The 21956-nt window shown below is 62.7% G+C and carries 20 protein-coding genes; 7 read left to right on the forward strand and 13 right to left on the reverse strand.

Annotation, left to right across the window (positions count from 1 at the left end):
• Nucleotides 1–18: 18 nt before the first annotated feature.
• Nucleotides 19–1518 (forward strand): ABC transporter substrate-binding protein, encoded by a 1500-nt coding sequence (locus ACH488_RS05095; protein ID WP_397322682.1) that lies wholly within the window; start codon nt 19–21, stop codon nt 1516–1518.
• A 9-nt stretch (nt 1519–1527) separates the two neighbouring features.
• Nucleotides 1528–3339, forward strand: coding sequence for an ABC transporter permease subunit (locus ACH488_RS05100; protein ID WP_397322683.1), 1812 nt, complete (start codon nt 1528–1530; stop codon nt 3337–3339).
• A gap of 382 nt (nt 3340–3721) precedes the next feature.
• On the opposite strand, the gene ACH488_RS05105 is transcribed toward ACH488_RS05100, so the two are convergent.
• From ACH488_RS05105 to ACH488_RS05160, 12 genes are all read right to left on the reverse strand, one after another.
• A complete protein-coding gene (locus ACH488_RS05105; protein ID WP_397322684.1) occupies nt 3722–4051 on the reverse strand; it encodes a metal-sensitive transcriptional regulator in 330 nt (109 codons plus the stop codon).
• Between the two features lie 383 nt (nt 4052–4434).
• Entirely contained in the window at nt 4435–4695 is a 261-nt protein-coding gene (locus tag ACH488_RS05110; protein WP_397322685.1) for a YHS domain-containing protein, read from the reverse strand.
• Nucleotides 4696–4838: 143 nt separating this feature from the next.
• Nucleotides 4839–5117 carry a hypothetical protein gene (locus ACH488_RS05115; protein ID WP_397322686.1) on the reverse strand — a complete coding sequence of 93 codons (279 nt, stop codon included), beginning with the start codon at nt 5115–5117 and terminating at the stop codon, nt 4839–4841.
• Nucleotides 5118–5204: 87 nt separating this feature from the next.
• Nucleotides 5205–7523: a heavy metal translocating P-type ATPase gene (locus ACH488_RS05120; RefSeq protein WP_397322687.1), complete on the reverse strand. Its 2319-nt coding sequence runs from the start codon at nt 7521–7523 to the stop codon at nt 5205–5207.
• Nucleotides 7524–7579: 56 nt separating this feature from the next.
• On the reverse strand, nt 7580–8539 hold the full coding sequence (locus ACH488_RS05125) for a heavy-metal-associated domain-containing protein (protein ID WP_397322688.1): 960 nt from the start codon (nt 8537–8539) through the stop codon (nt 7580–7582).
• An 8-nt stretch (nt 8540–8547) separates the two neighbouring features.
• The gene (locus ACH488_RS05130) at nt 8548–8760 is read right to left on the reverse strand and encodes a heavy-metal-associated domain-containing protein (RefSeq protein WP_397322689.1); all 213 of its coding nucleotides are present in this window, start codon (nt 8758–8760) and stop codon (nt 8548–8550) included.
• An 838-nt stretch (nt 8761–9598) separates the two neighbouring features.
• Entirely contained in the window at nt 9599–9865 is a 267-nt protein-coding gene (locus ACH488_RS05135; protein ID WP_397322690.1) for a hypothetical protein, read from the reverse strand.
• 54 nt (nt 9866–9919) lie between these two features.
• Nucleotides 9920–10615 (reverse strand): DsbA family protein, encoded by a 696-nt coding sequence (locus ACH488_RS05140; protein ID WP_397322691.1) that lies wholly within the window; start codon nt 10613–10615, stop codon nt 9920–9922.
• A 234-nt stretch (nt 10616–10849) separates the two neighbouring features.
• Nucleotides 10850–11692: a cation diffusion facilitator family transporter gene (locus ACH488_RS05145; protein WP_397322693.1), complete on the reverse strand. Its 843-nt coding sequence runs from the start codon at nt 11690–11692 to the stop codon at nt 10850–10852.
• Nucleotides 11689–12015, reverse strand: coding sequence for an ArsR/SmtB family transcription factor (locus ACH488_RS05150; RefSeq protein WP_397322694.1), 327 nt, complete (start codon nt 12013–12015; stop codon nt 11689–11691). The genes ACH488_RS05145 and ACH488_RS05150 overlap by 4 nt, the downstream gene beginning before the upstream one ends.
• Before the next feature lie 88 nt (nt 12016–12103).
• Nucleotides 12104–13333 (reverse strand): ZIP family metal transporter, encoded by a 1230-nt coding sequence (locus ACH488_RS05155; RefSeq protein WP_397322695.1) that lies wholly within the window; start codon nt 13331–13333, stop codon nt 12104–12106.
• Complete coding sequence (locus tag ACH488_RS05160) at nt 13330–14430, reverse strand: multicopper oxidase domain-containing protein (protein ID WP_397322696.1); 1101 nt, start codon at nt 14428–14430, stop codon at nt 13330–13332. The genes ACH488_RS05155 and ACH488_RS05160 overlap by 4 nt, the downstream gene beginning before the upstream one ends.
• Nucleotides 14431–14511: 81 nt before the next feature.
• On the opposite strand from ACH488_RS05160, the gene ACH488_RS05165 reads away from it, so the two are divergent.
• From ACH488_RS05165 to ACH488_RS05185, 5 genes are all read left to right on the forward strand, one after another.
• A complete protein-coding gene (locus tag ACH488_RS05165) occupies nt 14512–15186 on the forward strand; it encodes a metal-dependent transcriptional regulator (RefSeq protein WP_397322697.1) in 675 nt (224 codons plus the stop codon).
• A gap of 1550 nt (nt 15187–16736) precedes the next feature.
• Nucleotides 16737–16964 (forward strand): hypothetical protein, encoded by a 228-nt coding sequence (locus ACH488_RS05170; protein ID WP_397322971.1) that lies wholly within the window; start codon nt 16737–16739, stop codon nt 16962–16964.
• 191 nt (nt 16965–17155) lie between these two features.
• Nucleotides 17156–17476 (forward strand): hypothetical protein, encoded by a 321-nt coding sequence (locus tag ACH488_RS05175; protein ID WP_397322698.1) that lies wholly within the window; start codon nt 17156–17158, stop codon nt 17474–17476.
• Complete coding sequence (mobF, locus tag ACH488_RS05180; protein ID WP_397322700.1) at nt 17473–21033, forward strand: MobF family relaxase; 3561 nt, start codon at nt 17473–17475, stop codon at nt 21031–21033. Before ACH488_RS05175 ends, mobF begins: the two co-directional genes overlap by 4 nt.
• 219 nt (nt 21034–21252) lie before the next feature.
• On the forward strand, nt 21253–21561 hold the full coding sequence (locus tag ACH488_RS05185) for a hypothetical protein (RefSeq protein WP_397322701.1): 309 nt from the start codon (nt 21253–21255) through the stop codon (nt 21559–21561).
• A gap of 69 nt (nt 21562–21630) precedes the next feature.
• Here the strand turns inward: ACH488_RS05185 and ACH488_RS05190 are convergent, their stop codons facing one another.
• Entirely contained in the window at nt 21631–21912 is a 282-nt protein-coding gene (locus tag ACH488_RS05190; protein WP_397322702.1) for a hypothetical protein, read from the reverse strand.
• Between the last annotated feature and the right edge of the window lie 44 nt (nt 21913–21956).

Below are 21956 nucleotides of genomic sequence, written 5' to 3' on the forward strand. Positions count from 1 at the left end.
AGAAAAATGCGTTCACTTATGCCCCGCACCCGCCACCTCCTTGCTGCCGGCGCCCTGACAATGGGTGCAGCCCTGACCCTGACCGGATGCTTCGCCGGGGAAGCGCCGTCGGCCCAGGCCTCCAGCAACCGGATCAGCCTGGCCATGCTCGCAGCTCCGATGGCCAACCTGAGCCCCTACTCCGAAGACGCCTTCAAACTCTCGCGCTGGAGCGCAGCAGAAACACTGATCGTACTCAATGCCAACGGCGACCCTGAGCCAAAGCTTGCCACGGAATGGAAGAAGGACGGGGATCTCAAATGGATCCTGACCCTCCGCGAAGGGGTCAAGTTCCACGACGGCACGGCGCTCACCGCAGAGACCGTAGTCAACTCGCTCAAGCGTGCGCAGAATGCGTCCCCCAAGTTGCGTGTCCTTTCCGGGGTCGACGTGCAATTCGAGGCAACGGGCGCTCTGGAAGTGACCATCACCAGCGCGGCGCCGGACCCGCTCTTGCTTCAAAGGCTCACCGCTCCGCAGTTGGCCATCCTCGCCCCGGCGGCGTACGGGGCCGATGGTTCGGTGACATCGGTCGGGATGGGCACCGGCCCGTTCAAGATCGTCAGCACCAACGGCTCATCATCGGCAACCCTGGACCGATTCGAGGACTACTGGGGCGAAAAGGCCAAATTGGCAGGCATTGACGTCTCCTACGTTCCGGACGGCGCGGCCCGCGCGGCAGCAGTGCGGACCGGGACAACCGACGTCGTGGAAGCCGTCCCGGTCTCGCAGGTAAGCCTGCTTCCCCAGGAAGTAGTGAACGAGGTGCCGATGCCTCGGACCAGCACGCTGTACCTGAACAACAAGAAGGGCGCCTTCGCCGACCCGGCCCTCCGGTCTGCAGCCCGCGCCGCCCTCAAGAAGGCGGACATCGTCCAGAATGTTTACGAGAGCCGGGCCGACGAGGCCAAGGGCCTGCTGGGGCCAGCGCTGAAGTGGACTGCGGACCTCCGTAAGGATGTGGGCTCCGCTGCACGGCCCGCCAACCCGGCCGGGCAGAAGATTACATTAGCCACCTACACGGCACGGCCCGAACTTCCCGAGGCTGTGGTTCTTTTGGAGCAGCAGCTGGAGGCCGCCGGGTTCGTCGTGGAGCAGGACGTGCGCGAATACGCAAACATTGAAAAAGACATGCTTGCCGGAGCCTTCGACATGGTCCTCGTCTCCAGGTCGACCGTCCAGGAAACCGCAGATCCGGTGAGCTACTTCACCAGCGACTTCTCCTGCAAGGGGGCCTACAACATCGGCCAGGTCTGTGACCCGGAGATTGAGGAAGCAATCCGCGAGGCCGCAACAACCGAACTTGGCGACAAGCGGCGCGAGGCAGTCATGGCGGCAGAGGCAATAATCCTGAAGAAGGACGCTGCCCTCCCGTTGCTGCATGAACGGGTGATTCTGGGTACCTCGACCAAAGTCTCCGGTGTGGTCCAGGATCCTCGTGAACGCACTCTGATTACCGCTGAAACCACCAAGGAGTAGGCCCGCATCATGGTTGCACCAGTCTCTGTTACCCAGACGCTGCGCCGTAGCCGGCGCAATAGCCACGGCGATCGCAGAACCCCGGCCTGGATCCCGGGTGCCTCCCGGTTCCTCACGTTCGCTCTGGTCGTCTTCATGCTCGGCGTCCTGCCCTCGCTCTCCAACCGGGACATAGCCCTGACCATCCTGCGTTCGCGCTATTCGGAGATGGAACCCACCCCGGAGGCGCTGAACTCGATCCGCGAGGAACTCGGGCTCGCCGACGGACCCCTCGTCCTGTTCTGGAACTGGCTCAGCGGCGTCGTTGTCGGCAACTGGGGAAACTCCTGGACCGACGGCACGCCCGTGCTGCCCGGCATGCTGAACGCCCTGTCAGTGTCCGTGACCCTGATGGCTTTTGCTTTGACCGTGGCCATCATCATGGCGGTGCTGCTGAGCATTCCCACCTTCAGGCGCGGGCTCAATGGGCGCGGTGACCGGACGTCCGGTGCCCTCGCCGCCGTCTTCACATCCCTCCCCGAATTCCTCCTTGCGGCCCTGCTCTTGGTCCTGGGTGCGGTAATCCTGCGGTGGTTCCCTCCCTACGGGTGGAATGGCCTCTCCTACGTGGTCCTGCCAGCCCTTGCCATGGGCCTGCCAGGCGGTGGCTACCTGGGGCGGCTCTTCTCCGACGCGGTTTCAGCCACCTTCACCGAACGTTGGGTGGCAACCTGGTCGGTGTCCGGTTTCTCGCGGAGGCGCATCGCATTGGCCGTCACCAGGCGGAGCCTGCCTTCGATCGCACCCCAGCTGGGCCTGGTGCTGGTGGGAACCGTCGGCGGCGCCGTCGCCGTGGAACAGGTGTTTGCCATCCCCGGAATCGGTCGGGCAACTCTCGCTGCCGCCGAATCTCAGGACATGCCGACGCTGCAGGCCGGTGTCATTATCCTGATGCTGCTCGCAGCGGTCATGGGGGTGGGGGCCGGTATGCTCCGAAAGCTGCTCCTTGGCCCGGCGCTGCGTGCCAAGTCCGTTCCCACCCCTGTTCCCGCCGCGGCGAGTCGGCGGAGTGCCTGGATTGTTCCGGCAACAGCCCTGGGCCTGCTGCTGGTAATCGTTCTTGCCGGGCTACCGCGCGATCCGTTCGCGACAGCACACGGGCGGCTTGCTCTCCCCTCGCTGGCTATCCCACTGGGTGCTGACGCCAGTGGCCGGGACGTATTGGCGCGTATCTCGCACGGCGCCATGTCAACCATCGGTATCGCACTTCTGGTGGTCATTGTGTGCCTTGTGCTTGGCCTGGCCATCGGGATGTTTCCCAACCTTGCCACCGGTCCCACCGAGATCACGAACGCCGCACCGCCAATCATCGCCGGCATGATCGTCGCCTCGATCCTGGGCACATCCACGATTGGCGCCGCGATCGCTGTTGCCGTGGTGAGTTGGTCGCCCCTTGCGGCACACACCGCAGCCCTGGTCACCGAAGTCAAGGCCCAGGCGCATGTCAAGATCGCCCCCGTCTTGGGAGTCAGCCCCACCCGCGTCATGCTGCGTTATGTCCTCCCCGGTGTCTTCGGCCCGGTATTCCGGCACGCCATGCTGCGCCTTCCCGGTGTTGCCTTGGCACTTGCGGCCCTCGGGTTCCTGGGCCTCGGAGCGCAACCACCGCACCCCGAATGGGGCTTGGTCCTGGCAGAGGCCATGCCCTATGTGGAGCGGTCGCCCCTGGCGGTCCTGGTGCCCGGGTTCGCCCTCGTGCTCCTTTCCGTACTTTCCGTCTCCCTCTCAAGCCTCTCCGTGGACACCCGCGGATGGCTCAAGCGGCGCCGGTCAGCCCAATAACGGCCTGGCCGACAGTAACGCGTTGAGACCCGGACCCGGCGACGTGTTCCCGGCCCACGACCAACAGAACAAGGTCATGCAACGAGAACATGGGACACGGAAGGAGGTTGTCATGTTGACACTGCGCAGTGTGTCTCCTGCGTTCGTCTGCCAGGACGACTGCGAGTTCTGCACCGGGCCGGAGACTGACTAGGTTTTTCTCACCGCCGGAATGATAGGAAAGACACAGAAGGCCGCCGCGGGTGGGCCTCTCAAACGAGAGGTTCTCCGTGGCGGTTTTCTTCATGTCCCTTGAGTTCGCGCAGTTGCCGGGCCGTCTGGCGGGTATTGCGGCAGCCGCTGCTCTGGCTTGTCGATGGAGCAACCGACGGATGTGGAAACCTTAGGAGCGGACGAGCCTGGCGATGGCGTCGGAGGCTTCCTTGATTCTGATTTCTGCCTCTTCACCGCCGAGCTTGGCCGCATCGATGACGCAGTGCCGGAGGTGGTCGTCAAGGAGCCCGAGCGCGAGCCCTTCCAGCGCCTTGGTGAGCGCCGAGATCTGGGTAAGGATGTCGATGCAGTAGGTTTCCTGGTCAACCATGCGGTGGATGCCGCGAGCCTGGCCTTCGATGCGTTTAAGGCGGGCGAGGTATTTGCTTTTGTCACCAATGTATCCATGGGCGCTGTGGCATGAGTCGGCGGTGGCCTCAATGGCGGGTGCGGTTTCCATGACGTCCTTGCGGTTGTATTTTCAGTGCTTCCACAATCGATGGTGGCAGAGTCCATCTTTCAATGCCTCATCAGGCAAAGGTGCCCCGACGCGCTGCCGGAGACGGGAAGCTACAGCGCACGCTGCCTGAGTGGTGTAAAACGGGCGATCGACACGTTCGCCCGGCGGTGCGCGCTGTGATGGTAGTCCGGGGCATTACCCTAGGCGCATGCTCAGATGTTACTGCGAACAGGGGGCTGAGAGCCTCCTTGCCTGCGCCTGACGCCACACGGCCTCCAGGGCTGAGTTCGTGTCTTTTTCCACGGGGCTCGGCGTATCTCCCAGAGGCCGCCTGCCCAAAAGTTTGGGGTGGTGCCGACCGGAGCCGGCACCACCACGGTTACTCAGACGATGGCGTATCGTGTCGGGTCGGCATCGAATACCGGACCGCAGCCGGGGCAGCAAAACCAGTAGCGGTTGCCCTCGTAGTCGCGGAATAAGCCGGCCGCTTCGGCGTCGGCTTTGACCACCTGGGTTCCGGTCATGACCGGGCACTCAACCAGATCGGCAGTTTCGGAGCCTGGAAGGGTCTCAATCGATGGGGATACGGTGGAGGTGAGAGTCATGTCTTTGCCGGCGTTGGTGCCGCAGCAACTGTTGCTCATGGAATGTGTTTCCTTTCAAATGGAACGGGATGTGGATCGTGCCGCGATGGTTTTCACGGCATCCCGGCTAACTCGACGGCGCGTGACCGGGAAGTCTTTGGGTTGCGCGCCGGCTGGTGCTGCAGGGCATGGTTTTCGGGCTGCTAGCGTACTTTTGCGTACTGTGAAGGATCGGCGTCCATAAGTGCCACGCACGTTTCGCAGCAGAGGTAGTACCGGGTCCCGTTGTAGTCGCGGTACATGCCGTCGGCGTCCGCATCGGATTTGACGACCATGTTGCCGGGCATGACGGGGCATTCGGCGAGGTCGTCCGGCTCGTGCTCCAGCTTCACCGCGTCGTGGCTGTGGGTGTGGGTGTCTTTATGGCTTTGACCAGCGGCTTGTCCGGCTGTGGCCTGATCATGGTTGTGGGCGGTGCACATTGGTTCTCCTTCTTGGTTGGGTTTATGCCAGGTGGCGGTTGCTGGACAGTGTGGGGCGCGGGCCCGGTGGGTTCGGCACGTTTCTGGTCACGCGCCCTGCAATTGCGGTATGGGTGTCTGCGGCGCCGTGGTGGCTGACGCGGTGGTGGCTTTGGACTTGAAGGACCTGAGGCGAAGGCTGTTGCTGACCACGAACACGCTGGAAAACGCCATGGCGGCTCCTGCGAGCATCGGGTTCAGTAGTCCCAACGCGGCCAAGGGGATGGTGGCGATGTTGTAGGCGAAGGCCCAGAACAGGTTTGTCTTGATCGTGCCGAGGGTTTTGCGGGAGAGCCGGATGGCGTCCGCTGCGGAGCGGAGATCTCCGCGCACCAGGGTGATGTCCGCGGCCTCGATCGCGACGTCCGTCCCGGTTCCCATGGCCAGGCCAAGGTCCGCCTGCGCGAGGGCCGCGGCGTCGTTGACGCCGTCGCCGACCATGGCAACGATCTTGCCTTCGGACTGCAGACGGGTGACGACGTCGACTTTGTCTTTTGGCATTACCTCGGCAAAGACTTCGGTGATTCCCACCTCGGCTGCTACCTGCTCGGCAGCCGCCCTGTTGTCACCGGTCAGGAGCACCGGCGTCAACCCGAGTTCCTTGAACTGCGCGATGGCCTGGGCGCTCGTGGTCCTGACAGCGTCAGCAACGACGAGCACACCGCGGGCTTCGCCGTCCCAGCCGACCGTGACCGCGGTTTTGCCTTCGGATTCCGCTGCGGTCTTGGCGAGGGCCAGAGCAGCAGGAAGGGGCTGGGACCAGTCCGCCAGCAGGCTTTCACGCCCGACGATCACGGCATGTCCTTCCACGATGCCGTGAACGCCTTTGCCTTCGACGTTCGTGAACGACTCCGGAACAGGAAGCGGGCCAACTTGCCGGGTTGCGCCCTTGGCGACTGCTTGGGCGATCGGGTGTTCGGAGGCGTCCTCCAGTGCCCCTGCCAGGCGAAGCACATCCTCAAGGGAGTTTCCATTGGCGGGGAACACGTCAAGCAGGGTCATCTTGCCGGTCGTGACCGTTCCTGTCTTGTCGAGGACGATCGTGTCGATCTTGCGGGTGGATTCGAGTATTTCGGGTCCCTTGATCAGGATGCCCAGCTGGGCGCCACGGCCGGTACCGACCAGCAGCGCCGTCGGCGTTGCCAACCCAAGGGCGCAGGGGCAGGCAATAATGAGGACCGCGACGGCGGCGGTGAACCCGGCGCTGGGCGGGAAACCGGCGCCGGTCCAGGCGCCCAACACGGTTACGGCTGCTGCGATGACGATCGGGACGAAGATCCCGGAGACCTTGTCGGCAAGTCGCTGGATCTCGGCCTTGCCCGACTGGGCGTCCTCAACAAGCCTGGTCATCTGTGCCAGCTGGGTGTCAGAACCAACCCGCGTGGCGCGAACGACCAGTCGGCCGCCGGCATTAACTGTCGCGCCGGTGACGTTATCGCCCTCTCCGACCTCCACCGGGACTGACTCGCCGGTGAGCAAGCTGGCATCCACCGCCGAGGTGCCCGAGACGATCACTCCGTCCATGGCGATCTTTTCACCAGGGCGGACAACGAACTCATCACCGACGGCGAGCTGCTCGACCGGGATCCGGGTTTCGGTTCCCTCGCGGAGCACCGCGACTTCCTTTGCGCCCAACTGCAGCAGTGCTTGCAGCGCTGCACCGGCCCGGCGCTTGGACCGCCTTTCGAAATAGCGGCCAGTGAGGATGAACATGGTGACACCCGCCGCGACCTCCAGGTAGATGTTTCCGGTTCCATCGGAGGGGCCGATGGTGAAGGAGAACCCATGCTTCATGCCCGGAGTCCCCGCGGTTCCGAAGAACAGCGCAAAGATCGACCACAGCAGTGCAGCGGATGTGCCGACCGAAACAAGCGTGTCCATCGTGGCGGTGCCGTGGCGTAGGTTTGTCCAAGCGGCTTTGTGGAAGGGCCACGCCCCCCAAACGATCACCGGGGCCGCCAGCGTTAGGGAAGCCCACTGCCAGTAAGTGAATTGCAGCGCCGGGACCATCGCCATCGCAATGACCGGCACGGACAGTGTGATGGACGCGATCATCCGGTTCCGTAGCGACGTTAGTTCCGCGTCAGGCTGCCCCGCCTGGGAGCCGGTCTGCGTGTCTATGTCGGGTGCCGGCAGCGCCGCTGAGTAACCTGCATTTTGGATCTCGGCAATCAATTTCAACGGATCAAGGCCGGCAGGGTTGATGATCTTCGCCTTTTCGGTGGCATAATTTACAGTCGCGCTCACGCCGTCAAGCTTGTTCAGCTTCTTTTCAATCCGCATCGCGCAGGAGGCGCAGGTCATCCCGCCGATCTCCAACTCGATGATGTTGCCGCTTGCGTCGGGCCGGGCCGATGGTGCGGACATGGGGTCCTCCTTGGTTGTTGCGCCAACAGGCACGTTCAGGCATGCGTGCGCGGTGATCAGTGGCCGGAATGGTCAGCCGATTTGCCCGGTTGCGCAGAGTCAGTCGGAACGGCAGAGTCTGCGGGCATTGCCGTCGTGGCAGATGAGGTTCCGGTCGCGTTGAGGACGAATTCTGCCGTCTGCACCTTCCCCTCCACCTGAAAGTCCAGGTAGAGCAGATACGGTCCCGGGGTTGGCGCTTCGGTCATGAATTCCACGTCTGGGCCTGATGAGGCTCCGGGTTGGGGCTCTCTCCCCTGGGGGTGGACGTGGAGGTAGGCTAGGTCACCCTCACGAAGGGCGACAAGGTGACCATAAGAACCCAGGTAGGGCTGCAGTGTGGTGACGGGCTGTCCGTCACGGGTCACGGTGACCTTGAGCATCGTTTCTTCGCTGGCGCTCAGCGAGCCGGTGAGTGCCACGTCAAAGCCGCCTACTTCGTCCGTTGTGGAGACAGGAGCCGGCTGGACGGGAGTGAATTCACCTGCGGCCTGCACCGTCCGGGTCAGGGTGATGTTGCTGGCGGTGGCTGTCGGGACGACGTCTGCATAAACCCGGTAGGTCCCGGCGGTCTTCCACTCCCAAGGCAGCGACCACGTGCCGGTGTCATCCATCGTGGGATGGACGTGACGGAATTGGGTCCCGTCGGTGCGAACCACGATCAGGTGCAGCTTCTTGTCGTGGGAAGTCTCGAAAGCGGTGACCGGATTGCCGTCAGCATCAGCGATGGTGAATGACAGCGTCCCTTGTTGACCTGCTGAGCCGGGCGAGGAGACATCTTTCAAGATGAAACCGCCCTCCTCCATGGACAGCCCGGTGACCGCTGAGGCAGCTTGTGCGGCTCCGTCGTCCTTTGCAGGCCCGGCGGTTGACTGCGTCGGGGTCGATGGGCTCTGGACGGGACCCACGGCGCCCGCGGCAGCAAAGGAGGCCGCGAACACTGCCGCCAGCCCCGCCCCAAAAAGGCCAAGCTTCATCGGGACCTTCATCGTGCACGCACCGCCCAGTAGCCGGCCTCCACGACGGCTGCGATAACCGCTGCGTCGTCCGCCCCGGTAGGGCTCGTTACGGTGAGCGTTCCGGTCTTGGCGCTGACGGTAAGCGTTTCGATGCCCGCCACTTTCACTACTTCTTCACGGATCGAACTCTCGCAGTGCCCGCACGTCATTCCGGTCACGTGGTATGTGCTGGTGGTCAACGTATCCTCCTCAAACCTCATACCCCCATGGGGTATTCTGACGTAGTTGAGGATACCCCCAAGGGGTATCGGTGTCCAGTGATGGGCAGCTATCTGCTTAACGCAGGCCGCCCGCCCTGTAACAGCTCGCAAGGCCGACGAACTCTCTGTTCCGGGCGCTGCCAACTTTCCGTGCTCGTATTCAAAGGGTCCAGTCCAAAAGGCCACAACGTCGGGACTGGCCGTGGCTCCAAGTTCTCCACCGTGCACCCGGAAGGGGTTGTAACGTCTGGTCTGCCACGTCCCGCTCCACGGCGTCCATCTGTGAACAAGGCGAGTGTGGCTGCGAATCCGACAGCGGTCGTGAGTTACGGCCAGTGGCGGTGTGGGTGCTGCTGCGGGCCAGGCCGGGCCGTGTGAAGGGGTGGTCCTGGACACCGGGACTCCCGAGCGGCAGCCGCCACGTGTTCAGGTTCGGCCAGAGCGCGTGCGCCCTTCGTCGGACAGCGTGACCGGATTCGGTTTCTGTGGGCGACTGGGCGATTCATTGATCCGGTCAATGAGGTTGTCAGAAAAGCCTGTGCCTGCGGACCATGGTCACCGCGTGATTCTCCTCCCGCAGCGGTAATTCCGCCCTCCAAGAGTGCACGCGTGGGATCAAGCCTTCTGTCAGGTGCTTCCGGATCCGTTCGGGGCAGGATGGGTGCGCTGACGTCCAGGCCACCGATGGTGACCATATCGTCGGTCCGTCGCAAATGGAACAGGATCAGCTTCACATCGCTTAAGGGCGACAGCCGTGAGGTCCAATCCGCGCTTGACACCGCTCTTGCTGCGATGCTGCTGCCTCCTCGCCCCCACCCTATGGCTGGTTCCGCCGGGACCTCTGGGAGAAGAAGAAACCAGCGGCGACGATAGCGACGACTGCTGCCGCGAGACCGGCAACCAGTGGACCGTTGCTGTCATCAGGACGGACGCTTCCAGGTGCCGCCGGCTGTGTTGGTACAGTAGCCTGCGACGACGCTTGGGCATTCGACGGCGTGGCAAGGGCCTGCGGCATGGCCGCTGCCACAACGATCATGACGAGCCGGAACCGGCGGGCTTTGGTCATGCTTCTGGATGCGGTCATGGGCAAGGTTCCTCCTGGGGTCTATGAGGTCCTGCCGGCCTTGGCCGGAAAGATCTAGTTGGCTGCGTCGTCAAGGAGCTGGCGGAATTGTTCTTCACTGTTCAGTGTTAGTTGCTTTCCGTTGAGGAAGAACGTCGGGGTGCCGGTGACGCCAAGGGCGGTGCCATCTGAGACATCCTTGCGGATTCGTTCCCTGGTCTTTTCGTCCGCGACATCGGCGTCGTAGCGGGCCATGTCCAGGCCGAGTTCCTGCGCGTAGCTGCGGAACAGGGCAGCCTGGGAGTCCTGCTTTTCGCCCCATTGAGCCTGGGTCTCGAACATTCTGTTGACCATCTGTTCGTACTTGCCCTGCTGGGCCGCGGCTTCGACAGCGAGGGCGGACGTGCCGGAATTCCGGTGTCCGGGCAGCGGGAAGTAGCGGTGCACGAAGGTGATCCGGTCCCCGTATTCCTTTTTCAGTTCCTCCACCAGCGGGTGGGCCGCCCGGCAAGCTTCGCACTCGAAGTCCAGGAACTCCACGAGTTGGGCTTTCTCGGTGACCGGGGCCGTGACGCGGTGGCTGTCCTCACGCACGAGTTGTCCCCCGCCCGCTGGTGCGACCACTGGCGCGGGGGCTGGTTTGGTCGCCGTGAAAACGGCGAACCAGATCACCCCGGCAGCGACGACGGCAGCGATCAGGATCCATATGACGGTGCGGACCTTTTTGGCGGTATCGGCTGGCGGTCGGGACTTCGGTGGTGCCTGTGTCATGGGTGCTGGATGCTTTCGTTGCGTGTGGGTCCGGGATGAAGGGTTCGGCCAGCGGCGTTGATGGTCCGCGAGGATGGGTTCGGCCACGCCGCGTTGATGGTCCGCGAGGATGGGTTACCCAGGTGCGGCTGGCCGAACAACTGCTTGCCGCTTGCTCCGGCACAACCGCTGCCGGGGTAGAGCTCGAGCTTAAGGGGCAACTCTCGTAAGGATAGGTAGGATACTGGACGACCCTTACCTCGGTTCTTTTGGGCCGGGGGTCGCTACGACGTGCGGCAGCGTGTTCTCTTCGGTGCTGCATCCGGCGCAGCACTGCGTTTCCTCAGCACTGGTCTCGAACGAAGGGGCGACAAGAGTCTGTGCCGGGGCAGGTTCCGGACTATCAGGTCCACAGCAGTCATCAGTAGCGGTGCCGTGGGATTTCGGGGCTGCGTCGGCCTCGCTGGCTCCAGGTACGGTGCAGCAGACGTCACCCTTCCAGGCGTTGATGCCTTCGCGGACCGCGATGGCGGCGATGACCAGGGCGGCTCCGGCGTCAGCCCACCACCAGCCCAGAGTGCTGTTCAAGACCAGTCCGATCAGCAGGACAGCGGACAGGTAGGTGCACAGCAGCGTCTGCTTGGAATCTGCAACCGCAGTTTTGGAACCGAGCTCACGCCCGGCGCGGCGCTGCGCCCAAGACAGGATTGGCATGATTGCCAGACTAAGGGAGGCAATGATGATGCCCGGGGTTGAATGCTGGGCCTCTCCCCCGCCGGTCAGTGACCGGACAGCGTCGATGGTGACGAACGCGGCCAGAGCGAAGAAGGACAGCGCGATGATCCGCAAGGTCAGGTGTTCCCGGCGTTCGGGGTCCTTGGCGGAGAACTGCCAGGACAGGGCCACCGCGGAGGCTACCTCAATCACCGAGTCAAGACCGAATCCAATCAGCGCCGAGGAGTCAGCGGCGCCGCCCGCCCAGAGGGCCACCACGGCTTCGACGACGTTGTAGGTGATGGTGGCGGCCGCGAACAGCCGGATGCGGCGCATGAGAACGAGCCGGCGCTCCGGTGCAGGTGCCTGCAGTGCAGTGCTCATACCAGGCACGTCCCGTCAGGAGCGCAGCACGCAGGATCAACTGCCAGGACGACCCCGAGCAGGTCTTTGATGGCATGGCCGAGGCGTTCGTCGGTGAGTTCATACCGGGTCCGCCGCCCGTCTGGAACAGCAACCACCAGCCCACAGCCACGCAGGCACGTCAGGTGGTTGGACATGCTCTGTCTGGACACCCCGATCGAGTCCGCCAAATCAGAAGGATAGGACGGTGCCTCCGCCAGGGATAGCAATACCTGCGCCCTCGTGGGATCCGAGACGGCGTAGCCAAATCGGGCCAGCACCGGTGCCTGCGTAAGGGTTTCCATGGGCTCTAGAATACAGTCAGGCCTGTATTCAGGCAAACATGTACTCAAGTGTCAGTGCCCCCGGCCAAGAAGCCGGGGGCACTGACCATCAGGCCAGGACGAGCAGTCCGGTGGTGAACATGATGCCGAGCCCGGCGATGATGCCGGCGGCGGTTAGCGGGGTGAGGACTTTTCCGTTCCGGTTTTTCATCAGGGGCAGGATCCTGATGGCGACTTGGGCGACGGCTCCGGCTCCGAGTCCGAGCAGGAAGGCCGAGAGCGCGGGCTGGACGACGGTGGCGCCGATGAGAGCCCCGGCGATGGCGGGTGCGCCTGCGATCAGGCCCAGCAGGGCTAGCCTGCCCAGGCGTGCGGGTTCCTTCGCCAAGGGTGTGACGATGGCCAGGCCCTCTGTGGTGTTGTGGAGCGCGAAGCCGACGATCAGGGTTGCCCCAAGGGCCAGGGAGCCGACGGCGTAGGCAGATCCGATGGCCAGCCCTTCGCCGAGGTTGTGCAGGCCGATGCCGATGGCGATGAGCAGCGCCAGTCGGCGAGGCGGTAACGCCGTGGGCAGGCCCATGCTGCTGACGTCTTGGTGCCTGCGCATCCACGCATCGGACCCCTCCAGGATCAGGTAGGCGACGAGGGCTCCCATGAAGACCAGTAGTGGCCCTCCGAAGGCTGCGCTTCCTGTTGCCAGCTCCAGGCCCTCAAACGTGGCATCGACGGCCAGGAAAGCCAAAAGTCCGACCGTGACGCCGAGCAACAGGCGGGTCCACGCGGCGGAGGAGCGGCGGATGAACGGCATCCAGAGCATGCCCAAGGCAACCGGAATTACGCCCACGTAAATTCCCAGCAGGGCCATGAGGCCGAAAAAGGACGCGCCTCGCTCCGGGCTGGCCGCAGCGGCGTCGACGGTGGCCGCGATTTTACCGCCGATGGAGGTGACCAGGGCAATTTCGTAGGGGTCCCCGTCAACCCAGTGGTAGCTGATGGTCAGGGTGGTGGACTCCAGCGGGTTCATGGTTTGGCGGGTCTGTGTGAACGGGGCGTAGTAGTCCGAGACGTTGACCTGGGCGATCGCGACCGGGTCGGGGCCTTCGTTGCGGGCTGTGATCTCTATCTGTCCGGGTAGGAAGCGTACGTCTTCAACGGCGACGTCTTCCTTGGGAGGGACGCCGTCAGCGAGTTTCACCAGGCCGGGACCGTTCAGCAGGGCAAACAGGCCGGCCAGGACGGCAATCAGGGCCAGCGGGGCCAGGCCGAGCAGCCACCTGGGTTTGGGGGCCCTGGGCTGCAGTGACACGGTAGTGGTGGCGGTCTTTTCGTCGATGCTCATGCTGCGGTCACCTCGAAGAAGCCCATCCATCCGAGTTCGGCAAATTCGGTCTTGTGGGCATGGAACATGTACTTGCCGGGGTATGGGAAGCGGATTTCCACAATCCCGCGTTGGCCCTGCACTTGGGAGATGGTGTCAGTGAACTCACTGGGCGTCAGCATCGTTCCGGTCGGGTAGTAATGGAAGAAGTTCCCGTGCACATGGAAGGAGTTGATCGGGTCGTACTCGAGCACGTTGATCACGTGGATCCGGACCAGTGCGTTCTGCTTCACCTGCACCGGAAAGTCCATGAAGTGGAAGGGCAAGCCGTTGACGGAATAGAACTCATTGTCGTCCCCGCCGTCGGTGTTGTAGCCGTTCATCACCATGACCATCTCGTCATCGGCCTTCGGGCGACCCTCCCTTGGTTCAATGATGAACCCGCCGTAAAGCCCCTTGGCAATGTGCGGCGCCAGGGGTGATTGGTGGCAGTGATAAAGGTGCGTGCCGAAGGGTGTGGCGTCGAACTCATAAGTGAAGGACTGGCCAGGCGCGATGGACCCTGCCCCGATGCCGGGTGTGCCGTCCATCTCGGCGCGGTGGACGCCGTGGAAGTGCATGGTGTGCGGGTGCGCACCGGCGTTTGTGAAGTGGATCCTCAGTAGGTCCCCCTCCCGCGCCCACAGGGTAGGCCCCGGGATACGACCGTTGTAGCTCCACCCCGGAAACACCACTCCCGGGGCAATCTCGAAGTCTTGGTCCACGGCGACGATGTCCCATTCACGCAGCGTCCGCCCATCAGGCAGTGTGCTGGTCTTGCCGCGGTCGAAGTCGCGGAGGATGGCTGTGGGATCGATGCCCGCACGTTCAACCGGGACTGAACCGCCCGCAAATCCTGCGTGCCCCGCATGGTTGTTCGCGGCCGCAGGGCTGATGCCGCCCGTACGGCTCGGCTGTGTCGCCATGGAGCCTGTCACCGCAGGGGACTGGGCACCTCCAGCAGTCCCGGAATGGTCATGGCCGCCGGAGGCTTGCAGGGTCGGCACGGCGGCCAGCGCCGCGGCTCCTGTAAGCATCGACCGCCGGCTAAGCAGCCGCTCCAAACTGAATTTCGGCACACCGACTCCTAGAGATCATCATTGAAAACAATATTGTTCGTTCAGCCTAACATCTGACGGATGACTCGGTAAGATGAAGTCATGCTTGTTACAGATCTCTCCCCAGCCGCTCAGGACTACCTAAAGCTGATCTGGTCCGCGACCGAATGGGCAGATAATCCGATCACCATTAAGGTCATGGCTGAGCGCTTGGGCGTTCGGCCGTCGACCGTATCTGATGGCATTAAGCGGCTGGCCACGCAAGGCATGGTCACTCACGCACCCTATGGGAGCATCGAACTGACCGCTGAAGGACGCGCACACGCCTTGTCCATGGTCCGGCGGCACCGCCTGTTGGAAACATTTCTTGTCGAGGTGCTCGGATTCGGCTGGGATGAAGTGCACGAGGAGGCCGAAATCCTTGAACATGTTGTCTCGGACAAACTCATCACCCGCATCGACGACAGGCTCGGCCGTCCGGCCAGGGACCCTCACGGGGACCCCATCCCTTCCCCGGAAGGCAGGGCTGAACTGCCCGCCGCAACCCAACTCACAGCCGCGACTGCCGGCGCCACCGTGACGGTCACCCGCATATCCGACGCAGACCCCCACATGCTGCGGTATTTTACCGAGCTGGGTCTGGCCCCGGATACCGAACTAGACGTCCTCGAAAGGCGCCCGTACGCGGACCTCACAACGATCCGGCTCCGGGGACACAACACCGACATCGACCTTGGCTTGGCCGCCTCCGACGCAATCTGGGTCATCACCGCCTGAGCTCGGAGCTGGAGACCTCGATGGACTCAGAGTCACAGAACTCCAGAATTGCCCTCCAGCATTCTTCGCCGACACATGGGTCAGCGGATTGTTCACGGCGGGTGGGCCTGAACAACGGCGGCTATCTTTACGGATCCGGCGTATTCACATCTGTATCGACTCTCACGGCCGGCGGCCCCGCCCGATCCCTCACCGAGCCCGACATCGTCCGGTGGGAGGCGCCAGCCAATTCCAGAACTCCAGTGACTTCTTGGTGCTCTGCGCAGGTGGCTCCGAGCACCCGTTAACCCGGGCCAGCTACCTGCGGACCACGCTGGGGCGGGCAGCCACGTTCAATGACAAAGCTGGGCTGCGAGTCTGGATCCGTCCGCAGCTTTAAGATGTGCGTGTCCCCCGCGGTCGCCCGTCGGCGAGACCGTACAGCAAAGTCCAATCATCCAACCATTCGATCTGATCATCGACACTGTGCTTCTCCGAAAGGGCCGCTTCCTTGCCCCTTGCCAGATCCGGCAGTGCCAAGTTCCAATGCGCGCTCAATGCTCCGGCGACGTTCTACTTGCACGCAACCCTGGTGCCGTTCGGCGACATCGAAGGACACTCAACATTTTCATGAACAGCCGTCAAGGTATGGCCGCTGATGGTTCCCCGGACCAGCCAGAGACGCCCGGACGATGCCGCCGTCGCGTAGAAAATATCACTCTTATCGGGCGCGAACGTCACACCCCCATATGTTCTTGTCCGCTGCCAGCAACCCTTTCACCGTTCACCATGAGCGCAAGATCTTCCAGGTTCCCCGAAACGCCTGCGGGCAGGCTTACCTCCGTGGCCGTAAAGAAACCGGCCGTCGTATAGGAATGACACGACACGAAGACCCGTCGTGGAAATTATGGACCCGGCCTCACCCGAGTCCGGCTTGGGATGCCGGGAAGGGGCCAGAGCGTTCTTGCTGCCAATTGTGATCCGGGACCGCGGCCTAAAATGTTGTCACCAGACCCGGTTCGTCCGAAGATCTACGACCTTGCCGGGGGTACCGTAACTCGGTCGCAGGGCTGCTCGCGCACAGCTCGAGTGCCCTCCGGGGCGGACAACGAGACGGTGGCAGCATTTCCATGACCCTGCCCGTCTGCAGTTTTGCGGAACAGTACGTAGGGCGTATCCGGCAGCGACTTCGTCTCCTTGATCCCCACAGCTGATCCTGCCCTGCGGCTCTCCTCGGAGCGCTGGTACGCTCCCGCTGCGTAAATCCCGGCCGCTGCCAAAACCAGCGTCAGTAACGGCCAGCAGGATGCCCCAGTGGCGATCGTGCCGCTCATCGTTTTACCAGCGAGGGTCCCGACCAGGCGCTCATGTCGGGGGTCAACGCCCCGATAAAAGGACGAAACACTTCCACAACAAACGGGCCGGGTTGGCCATGCCCGCAAAACCTCCACGGGTGTCATCGCCGGAACCCTCAGTAACACCTGATTCTCAGACAACCCATCACATTCCCGGTTCTATGCCCCTTTGACGTGGCCAGCCAATTCCTGCGCCCAGGACACCACAAACGGTGGATGCACAAATTATCTCTTGCCGCAGCAGTCAAACTCCTCTGGCTGGCTATCTGCAACATCGAAGACAAACGCAACAGGGACCGAGAGAAACTCCACGGCCAGGCCAACGAGAACAAGAGCAAAACCGTCCACACACTAATCTCAGGATCCCAAAGCGCCGGATGGAACGAAGCACTCGGGATCCTCGCACTGAACTACCCCGAACGAATCGAAACCTATCTGGGCTAACCACCGCACCATCACTTACACAAAAAACTTGACAAGCTCCCCACTTACCATAAATGACGGTCTCACTGCACGAGCAGCCGTTCTCTCCACACCTCTGGCATCCAAGGCCGGCGCTTCGAATTTGAGGGGAATCGTCATGCACGCGCTCGAATCCGTCACCATGAACGGTCGTGAACACGAAGAATCCTGCAGTGCCAGGAACAGAAAACAACAGGGATTGTCAGCACCACATCGATCGCCTAACCACCGAACTAAGGTCCCAATCGACCGAACTCGAGCGTCTCCACGCCATCTACGACGAGCTCGACGCAAGAAACGGCCTCCTGCACAACGAGGTTCTCCGTCTGAAACGAGCCCAGCGCACCAACGTCCAAGACCTTGCGCACGTGGCGGCAGCGCTGGTCCACGTGTCGAAGGTGAAAGGTGTCGCCCTCGACCCAACCACCGTCGGCATCCTCCGCCGTCGAGGCTGGCTCCCCAACAAGAGCAGAACCGGGGCGCTTCGTGCATGACGATGTCGATCGCTCGTTTGTCCGTAAAGTCCGGGCTGAAGTACCTCTTCAAGACGACAATGCTCGACGACACCCGTCCCACTCCCGCGGACACCATCAGCTACTACATGGCCGCCGGCACACCCCAGGGCCGCTGGATCGGTCGCGGACTCGACGGCATCAACCGGACACACGGACAGTTGGTCACGGAATCCGACGCAAGGTCGATTTTCCAAGGCGCCCAGCACCCTGACACAACGGCGCCTCTCGGCCGCGCTAATGGCGAAGCCACCATCACCCAAAAGAAGCGCGGACAAACCACCAACCACGCCGTCGCCGGCTTCGACCTCACCTTCAGCGTCCCCAAATCCGTCTCGGCACTCTGGGCCCTCAGCCCACGCCAACTCCAAGAACAGGTCCTGCAATCCCACCACGACGCGGTCGAAGCAACGATCCGTTGGCTGGAGGACCTCGTCATCAACACTCGAGCCGGACGAAACGGCATAACCCACCTCGGCACACGTGGTGTCATCGCCGCCGCCTTCGACCATTGGGAATCACGAGCCGGCGACCCGCAACTCCACACCCACGTCGTGATCGCCAACCGCGTCCAGCGCATCACCGACGACGCCTGGACCACACTCGACTCGCGGAGCCTTTACAGGGCAGTCGTCGCTGCGAGCGAACACTACAACGGCCTGCTCTTCGACGCCCTCAAACGGAACCTCGGAACCGACACGGACATCCGCGCACCAGCTCAAAACACCCACAACCCGAGCCAACAGCTCACCGGTATCGACGACGCCCTCATCCGCGAATTCTCCAACCGAGCAAGGCTCATCGACGCCGAAACCGACCGCCTTGTCAACGACTGGATCGCCGAGCACGGCACCCGCCCATCTGCAACCACCACCGTCAAGTTGCGGCAACAAGCGACGCTTTCCACAAGAACCCCCAAAGAAGCCGCCCCCACTCCCCTACGCGAGCTTTCCGCCATCTGGCGCGATCGCTCACGGACCAAAGGCTTCGACCCCGAGCGGGTCGTCGCTTCTACCGTCCGCCGATCGCACTACCGACCCTTCCGCATAGGCGACTTCGCCCCTGACTGGATTGCCGCCGTCGGGCATGTCACCCGGCAGCATGTGGCTGAAAAGCGCTCCACCTGGAATCGCTGGAACCTAATTGCGGAAGCCGAGCGCGTTTGCACCGAGATCCGGTGTGCCTCGCCGGAGGACCGTCACGCGATGATCGACGCCGTCGCCACAGCTGCGGAGATCCAGTCGGTGCCGCTCAACGAACACCGCTACAGCCTCCCTGCCGAGGCTGCCGACGATCTACGTTTCGCAAACCGGAGCGTCTTCGATTTTCACGGATCGCGTCTCTACACGGATGAGGCGACCCTCGCCTTCGAGGACCAGATTCTTGCGGCAAGGAACGACGACGGCGGCCTGGCTGTCAGCGCGAATGTCGCCATGGCGTCACTTGCCTCGTACAGAAAGGACGGCACGTCGGAGCTGCACGATGACCAAAGGGCTGCCGCCGCCGAAGTCCTGCTGAGCTCACATCGACTGGACGCCATCGTTGGCCCAGCCGGTACGGGCAAGACCACAACCCTCGGCGCAATCAAGGCGGCTTGGGAAGCGCAGTTCGGGCCGGGCAGCGTTGTCGGATTGGCTCCGGCGGCTGCGAGCGCCGAGGTTCTTGGCTCGGAGTTGGCTATCGTTGCTGAGAATGTCTCTAAGTGGCTCTACGAGTCTGTGGGTAGCGGAGCAGCGCAAAGGAGTTCGGCTTTCTTTGATGCGGAGTCTCAGCTCACCTCACGCGGGACTACGACCGCTGCGAAGTCTCTTCTTGAGCAACGGATCACCCGGTTGGCGGCGGAGCAGACTCAATGGACCTTCAGGGCGAATCAGCTTGTGGTGGTCGACGAGGCGTCAATGGTCTCGACCCAGCAGCTCGCGGCCATCGTGGCGCAAGCCCAACAGGCCCAGGCGAAGGTGTTGCTGGTCGGCGATCCGGCTCAGCTTGATTCCATCGACGCCGGCGGAGTTCTTGGCTGGCTCGACCGGCAAGGCAAAGCTGCCAGGTTGAGTTCCATTTGGCGCTTCCAGCACGCATGGGAGGGGTCTGCTTCCGTCGGTCTTCGTGATGGCGACATGTCCGTGCTCAAGGAATACGAGCATCATAGGCGGATAACTCACGGCTCGTATCTGGACATGATGGATCGCGCGTACGCGGCTTGGCACTCCGATGTCCTTTCAGGGCAGGCTTCGGTGCTCATTGCCCCTGATAACGAGACGGTCAACATGCTCAACCAGCGGGCCCAAGCTGACAGGGTGATCCTGGGCGTCGCCGACGCAGAACAGACACTCATACTGAGGGATGGGCTGCAGGCGGGTCGCGGCGACATCGTCATTGCCCGTCGAAATGATCGATCTCTTGTGGACGACCAGGGTGCGTTCATTCGGAACGGGACACTCCTGGAAGTACTCGGTGTCAACGCACGCCACCGATCCTTACGTGCTCGGCGGACGGATACCGGCGCGACGGTCGAACTCGGCGCCTCGTATCTGGAGGCATCCGTTGAGCTCGGATACGCCACCACGGCCCACCGATCCCAGGGCATCACCGTGGACTCCGCCCACGTCGTAGTCACACCTGGCCGACTCACCCGGGAACTCCTGTACGTCAGCATGACCCGTGGACGACTCTCCAATACGGTCTATGTCAGTGAGAACGATCCCGACGAGGACGAGATCCTTGACCCGAGCGCGCGATCCAGCTGGCGGGCGGTACTTTGCGAAGTCCTGGCCTCGGAGGGCGCTGAGCGAACGGCCCACGAGATTCGCGACCGTGAGCGCGCCCACGCGGACAGCCTTGAACGGCTGAACCGCGAGTACGACTATCTGGCTCAGATAGCGGCGAGCGCCGATCTGGCAAGCTGTCTTAAAGCCCTTTCACCCGGCATGGCTGACACACTACGAGCCTCACCCGCCTGGGGACCGGCAGTAGCTGCATGGCGCCAGGGGACAAACACCAGTCGGCCAGGGGCCCATCGCGTGCTCTCAGAATCCCTGGAGTCCGCCGCCACGGCCAATGACCTCACGGCAGTGATCCACTCACGCCTTCGCCGCTACTGCTCCGCGATGCCCCACACAACCATCGATCCCATGACAGAACAGCTCGTCGTCGAGCGCGACGATTTGAAAGAGACTCTGGATCAAGTACGACGGCGGATCGGGAACCGTACGGAACTGGTCGCCAGGGCTGCACTACTTGAGGAACCTGACTGGGAGACAGCCCTTTTCGATGAACTCGGGGCTCAAGTGGATTCGTACTCGATTGCTGCTCTGGTGCGCGAAGTTGCCGTCTATAGAGACCATTGGGGTATTCACCACTCCCTGCTCCCGCTCGGTACTGCTCCGGCCGCCTGGGAGTGGGAACAGCGATCGCAATGGGAACGCCTCCAAGTGGCAGTCCAAAAGGCATCCCAGTCACGTCTTGAGCCGACAGCCGTCGTCGGCTTCAACGAAATGCAAACTCAGCAACGCCTTATCAGTACGGGTTGGCAGCTTTAAACTGGGAAGTAGAGAAAGGGCATGCAGGTAAATCCAGTACTCAAACCGAAAGTTGCGACACCCGCTCTGATCGTCATAAGCGCGGTGACACTGGCACTTGCTATCCCGCTGGCAGCGATGAGTTTTTCGTTTCCCACTAGCAGCTGGGCCCTGGCAGTAGTCGCAGCGGCAGGTCTCATCTTGTCCTTCGTCTGGTACAGGCGGATCCATGACAATCGCGTGTGGAAGACTGCAAGCCACGCGCAATGGCAGGTACTGGAATCCGTGAAGACCACCGCCGTGACCACCACCGAGGTGACCGTACTCAGCGTTGACTCTCCACAGCCAACGGGAGCTTGGATCACAATCCGCTGGAACCGCTTCGACTACATCCAGCCCGCTTGGATCGAAGCACTCTCCGAACCGATCTGGCCCGGATCAGTGCTCCTCATCCGCCCGGACCCTGAACAGGTGCGTCCCGGCACGCCGTGGCCCCCAACCTACTCGATAGCAGCTGACCACGTCCTCACGTGGGCGCCGCAGCTCTGATCGGTAAAAGCTACCCGCAACCGTAAAGGGCGCGTATCTGTCAGCTCCAGCACAAGGGCAGGGTGCTCTTTAGAGCGGCCGCCCCCGCCACGCTTCCTGGTCCACCCTCTTGATCTGCCCAGCCGGGAACCACTCCACCTGATAGGCCCGCCGGTCATCCACCCACTCCACCAACCCAAACGACCTCGTGTACTTGATCGCCCGCCCATAGATTTCTCCCACTCGAACCAATGGCTGCTTGCCAAGGTCGAGCTCGATGATCTTCCCGTCGTCCGGCTTCGGGTGATTGCCGTCGGCCTCGATCTGGGCCATCATGCGTGCGAAAGCGATGGAGTCTTGCTTCGGTCTCATAGAACTAGATTAGAACACATATTCGAATGCGAGAGATTCGAACG

The organism is Paenarthrobacter sp. NPDC018779 (assembly GCF_044391085.1).
Lineage (GTDB): Bacteria > Actinomycetota > Actinomycetes > Actinomycetales > Micrococcaceae > Arthrobacter.

Excerpts from the sequence above, each read along its gene's own strand:
- ACH488_RS05095 (WP_397322682.1), top strand. The coding sequence starts at position 19 with ATGCCCCGCACCCGCCACCTCCTTGCTGCCGGCGCCCTGACAATGGGT.
- ACH488_RS05100 (WP_397322683.1), top strand. The coding sequence starts at position 1,528 with ATGGTTGCACCAGTCTCTGTTACCCAGACGCTGCGCCGTAGCCGGCGC.
- ACH488_RS05105 (WP_397322684.1), bottom strand. The coding sequence starts at position 4,051 with ATGGAAACCGCACCCGCCATTGAGGCCACCGCCGACTCATGCCACAGC.
- ACH488_RS05110 (WP_397322685.1), bottom strand. The coding sequence starts at position 4,695 with ATGAGCAACAGTTGCTGCGGCACCAACGCCGGCAAAGACATGACTCTC.
- ACH488_RS05115 (WP_397322686.1), bottom strand. The coding sequence starts at position 5,117 with ATGTGCACCGCCCACAACCATGATCAGGCCACAGCCGGACAAGCCGCT.
- ACH488_RS05120 (WP_397322687.1), bottom strand. The coding sequence starts at position 7,523 with ATGTCCGCACCATCGGCCCGGCCCGACGCAAGCGGCAACATCATCGAG.
- ACH488_RS05125 (WP_397322688.1), bottom strand. The coding sequence starts at position 8,539 with ATGAAGCTTGGCCTTTTTGGGGCGGGGCTGGCGGCAGTGTTCGCGGCC.
- ACH488_RS05135 (WP_397322690.1), bottom strand. The coding sequence starts at position 9,865 with ATGACCGCATCCAGAAGCATGACCAAAGCCCGCCGGTTCCGGCTCGTC.
- ACH488_RS05140 (WP_397322691.1), bottom strand. The coding sequence starts at position 10,615 with ATGACACAGGCACCACCGAAGTCCCGACCGCCAGCCGATACCGCCAAA.
- ACH488_RS05145 (WP_397322693.1), bottom strand. The coding sequence starts at position 11,692 with ATGAGCACTGCACTGCAGGCACCTGCACCGGAGCGCCGGCTCGTTCTC.
- ACH488_RS05150 (WP_397322694.1), bottom strand. The coding sequence starts at position 12,015 with ATGGAAACCCTTACGCAGGCACCGGTGCTGGCCCGATTTGGCTACGCC.
- ACH488_RS05155 (WP_397322695.1), bottom strand. The coding sequence starts at position 13,333 with ATGAGCATCGACGAAAAGACCGCCACCACTACCGTGTCACTGCAGCCC.
- ACH488_RS05165 (WP_397322697.1), top strand. The coding sequence starts at position 14,512 with ATGCTTGTTACAGATCTCTCCCCAGCCGCTCAGGACTACCTAAAGCTG.
- ACH488_RS05170 (WP_397322971.1), top strand. The coding sequence starts at position 16,737 with ATGCACAAATTATCTCTTGCCGCAGCAGTCAAACTCCTCTGGCTGGCT.
- mobF (WP_397322700.1), top strand. The coding sequence starts at position 17,473 with ATGACGATGTCGATCGCTCGTTTGTCCGTAAAGTCCGGGCTGAAGTAC.
- ACH488_RS05190 (WP_397322702.1), bottom strand. The coding sequence starts at position 21,912 with ATGAGACCGAAGCAAGACTCCATCGCTTTCGCACGCATGATGGCCCAG.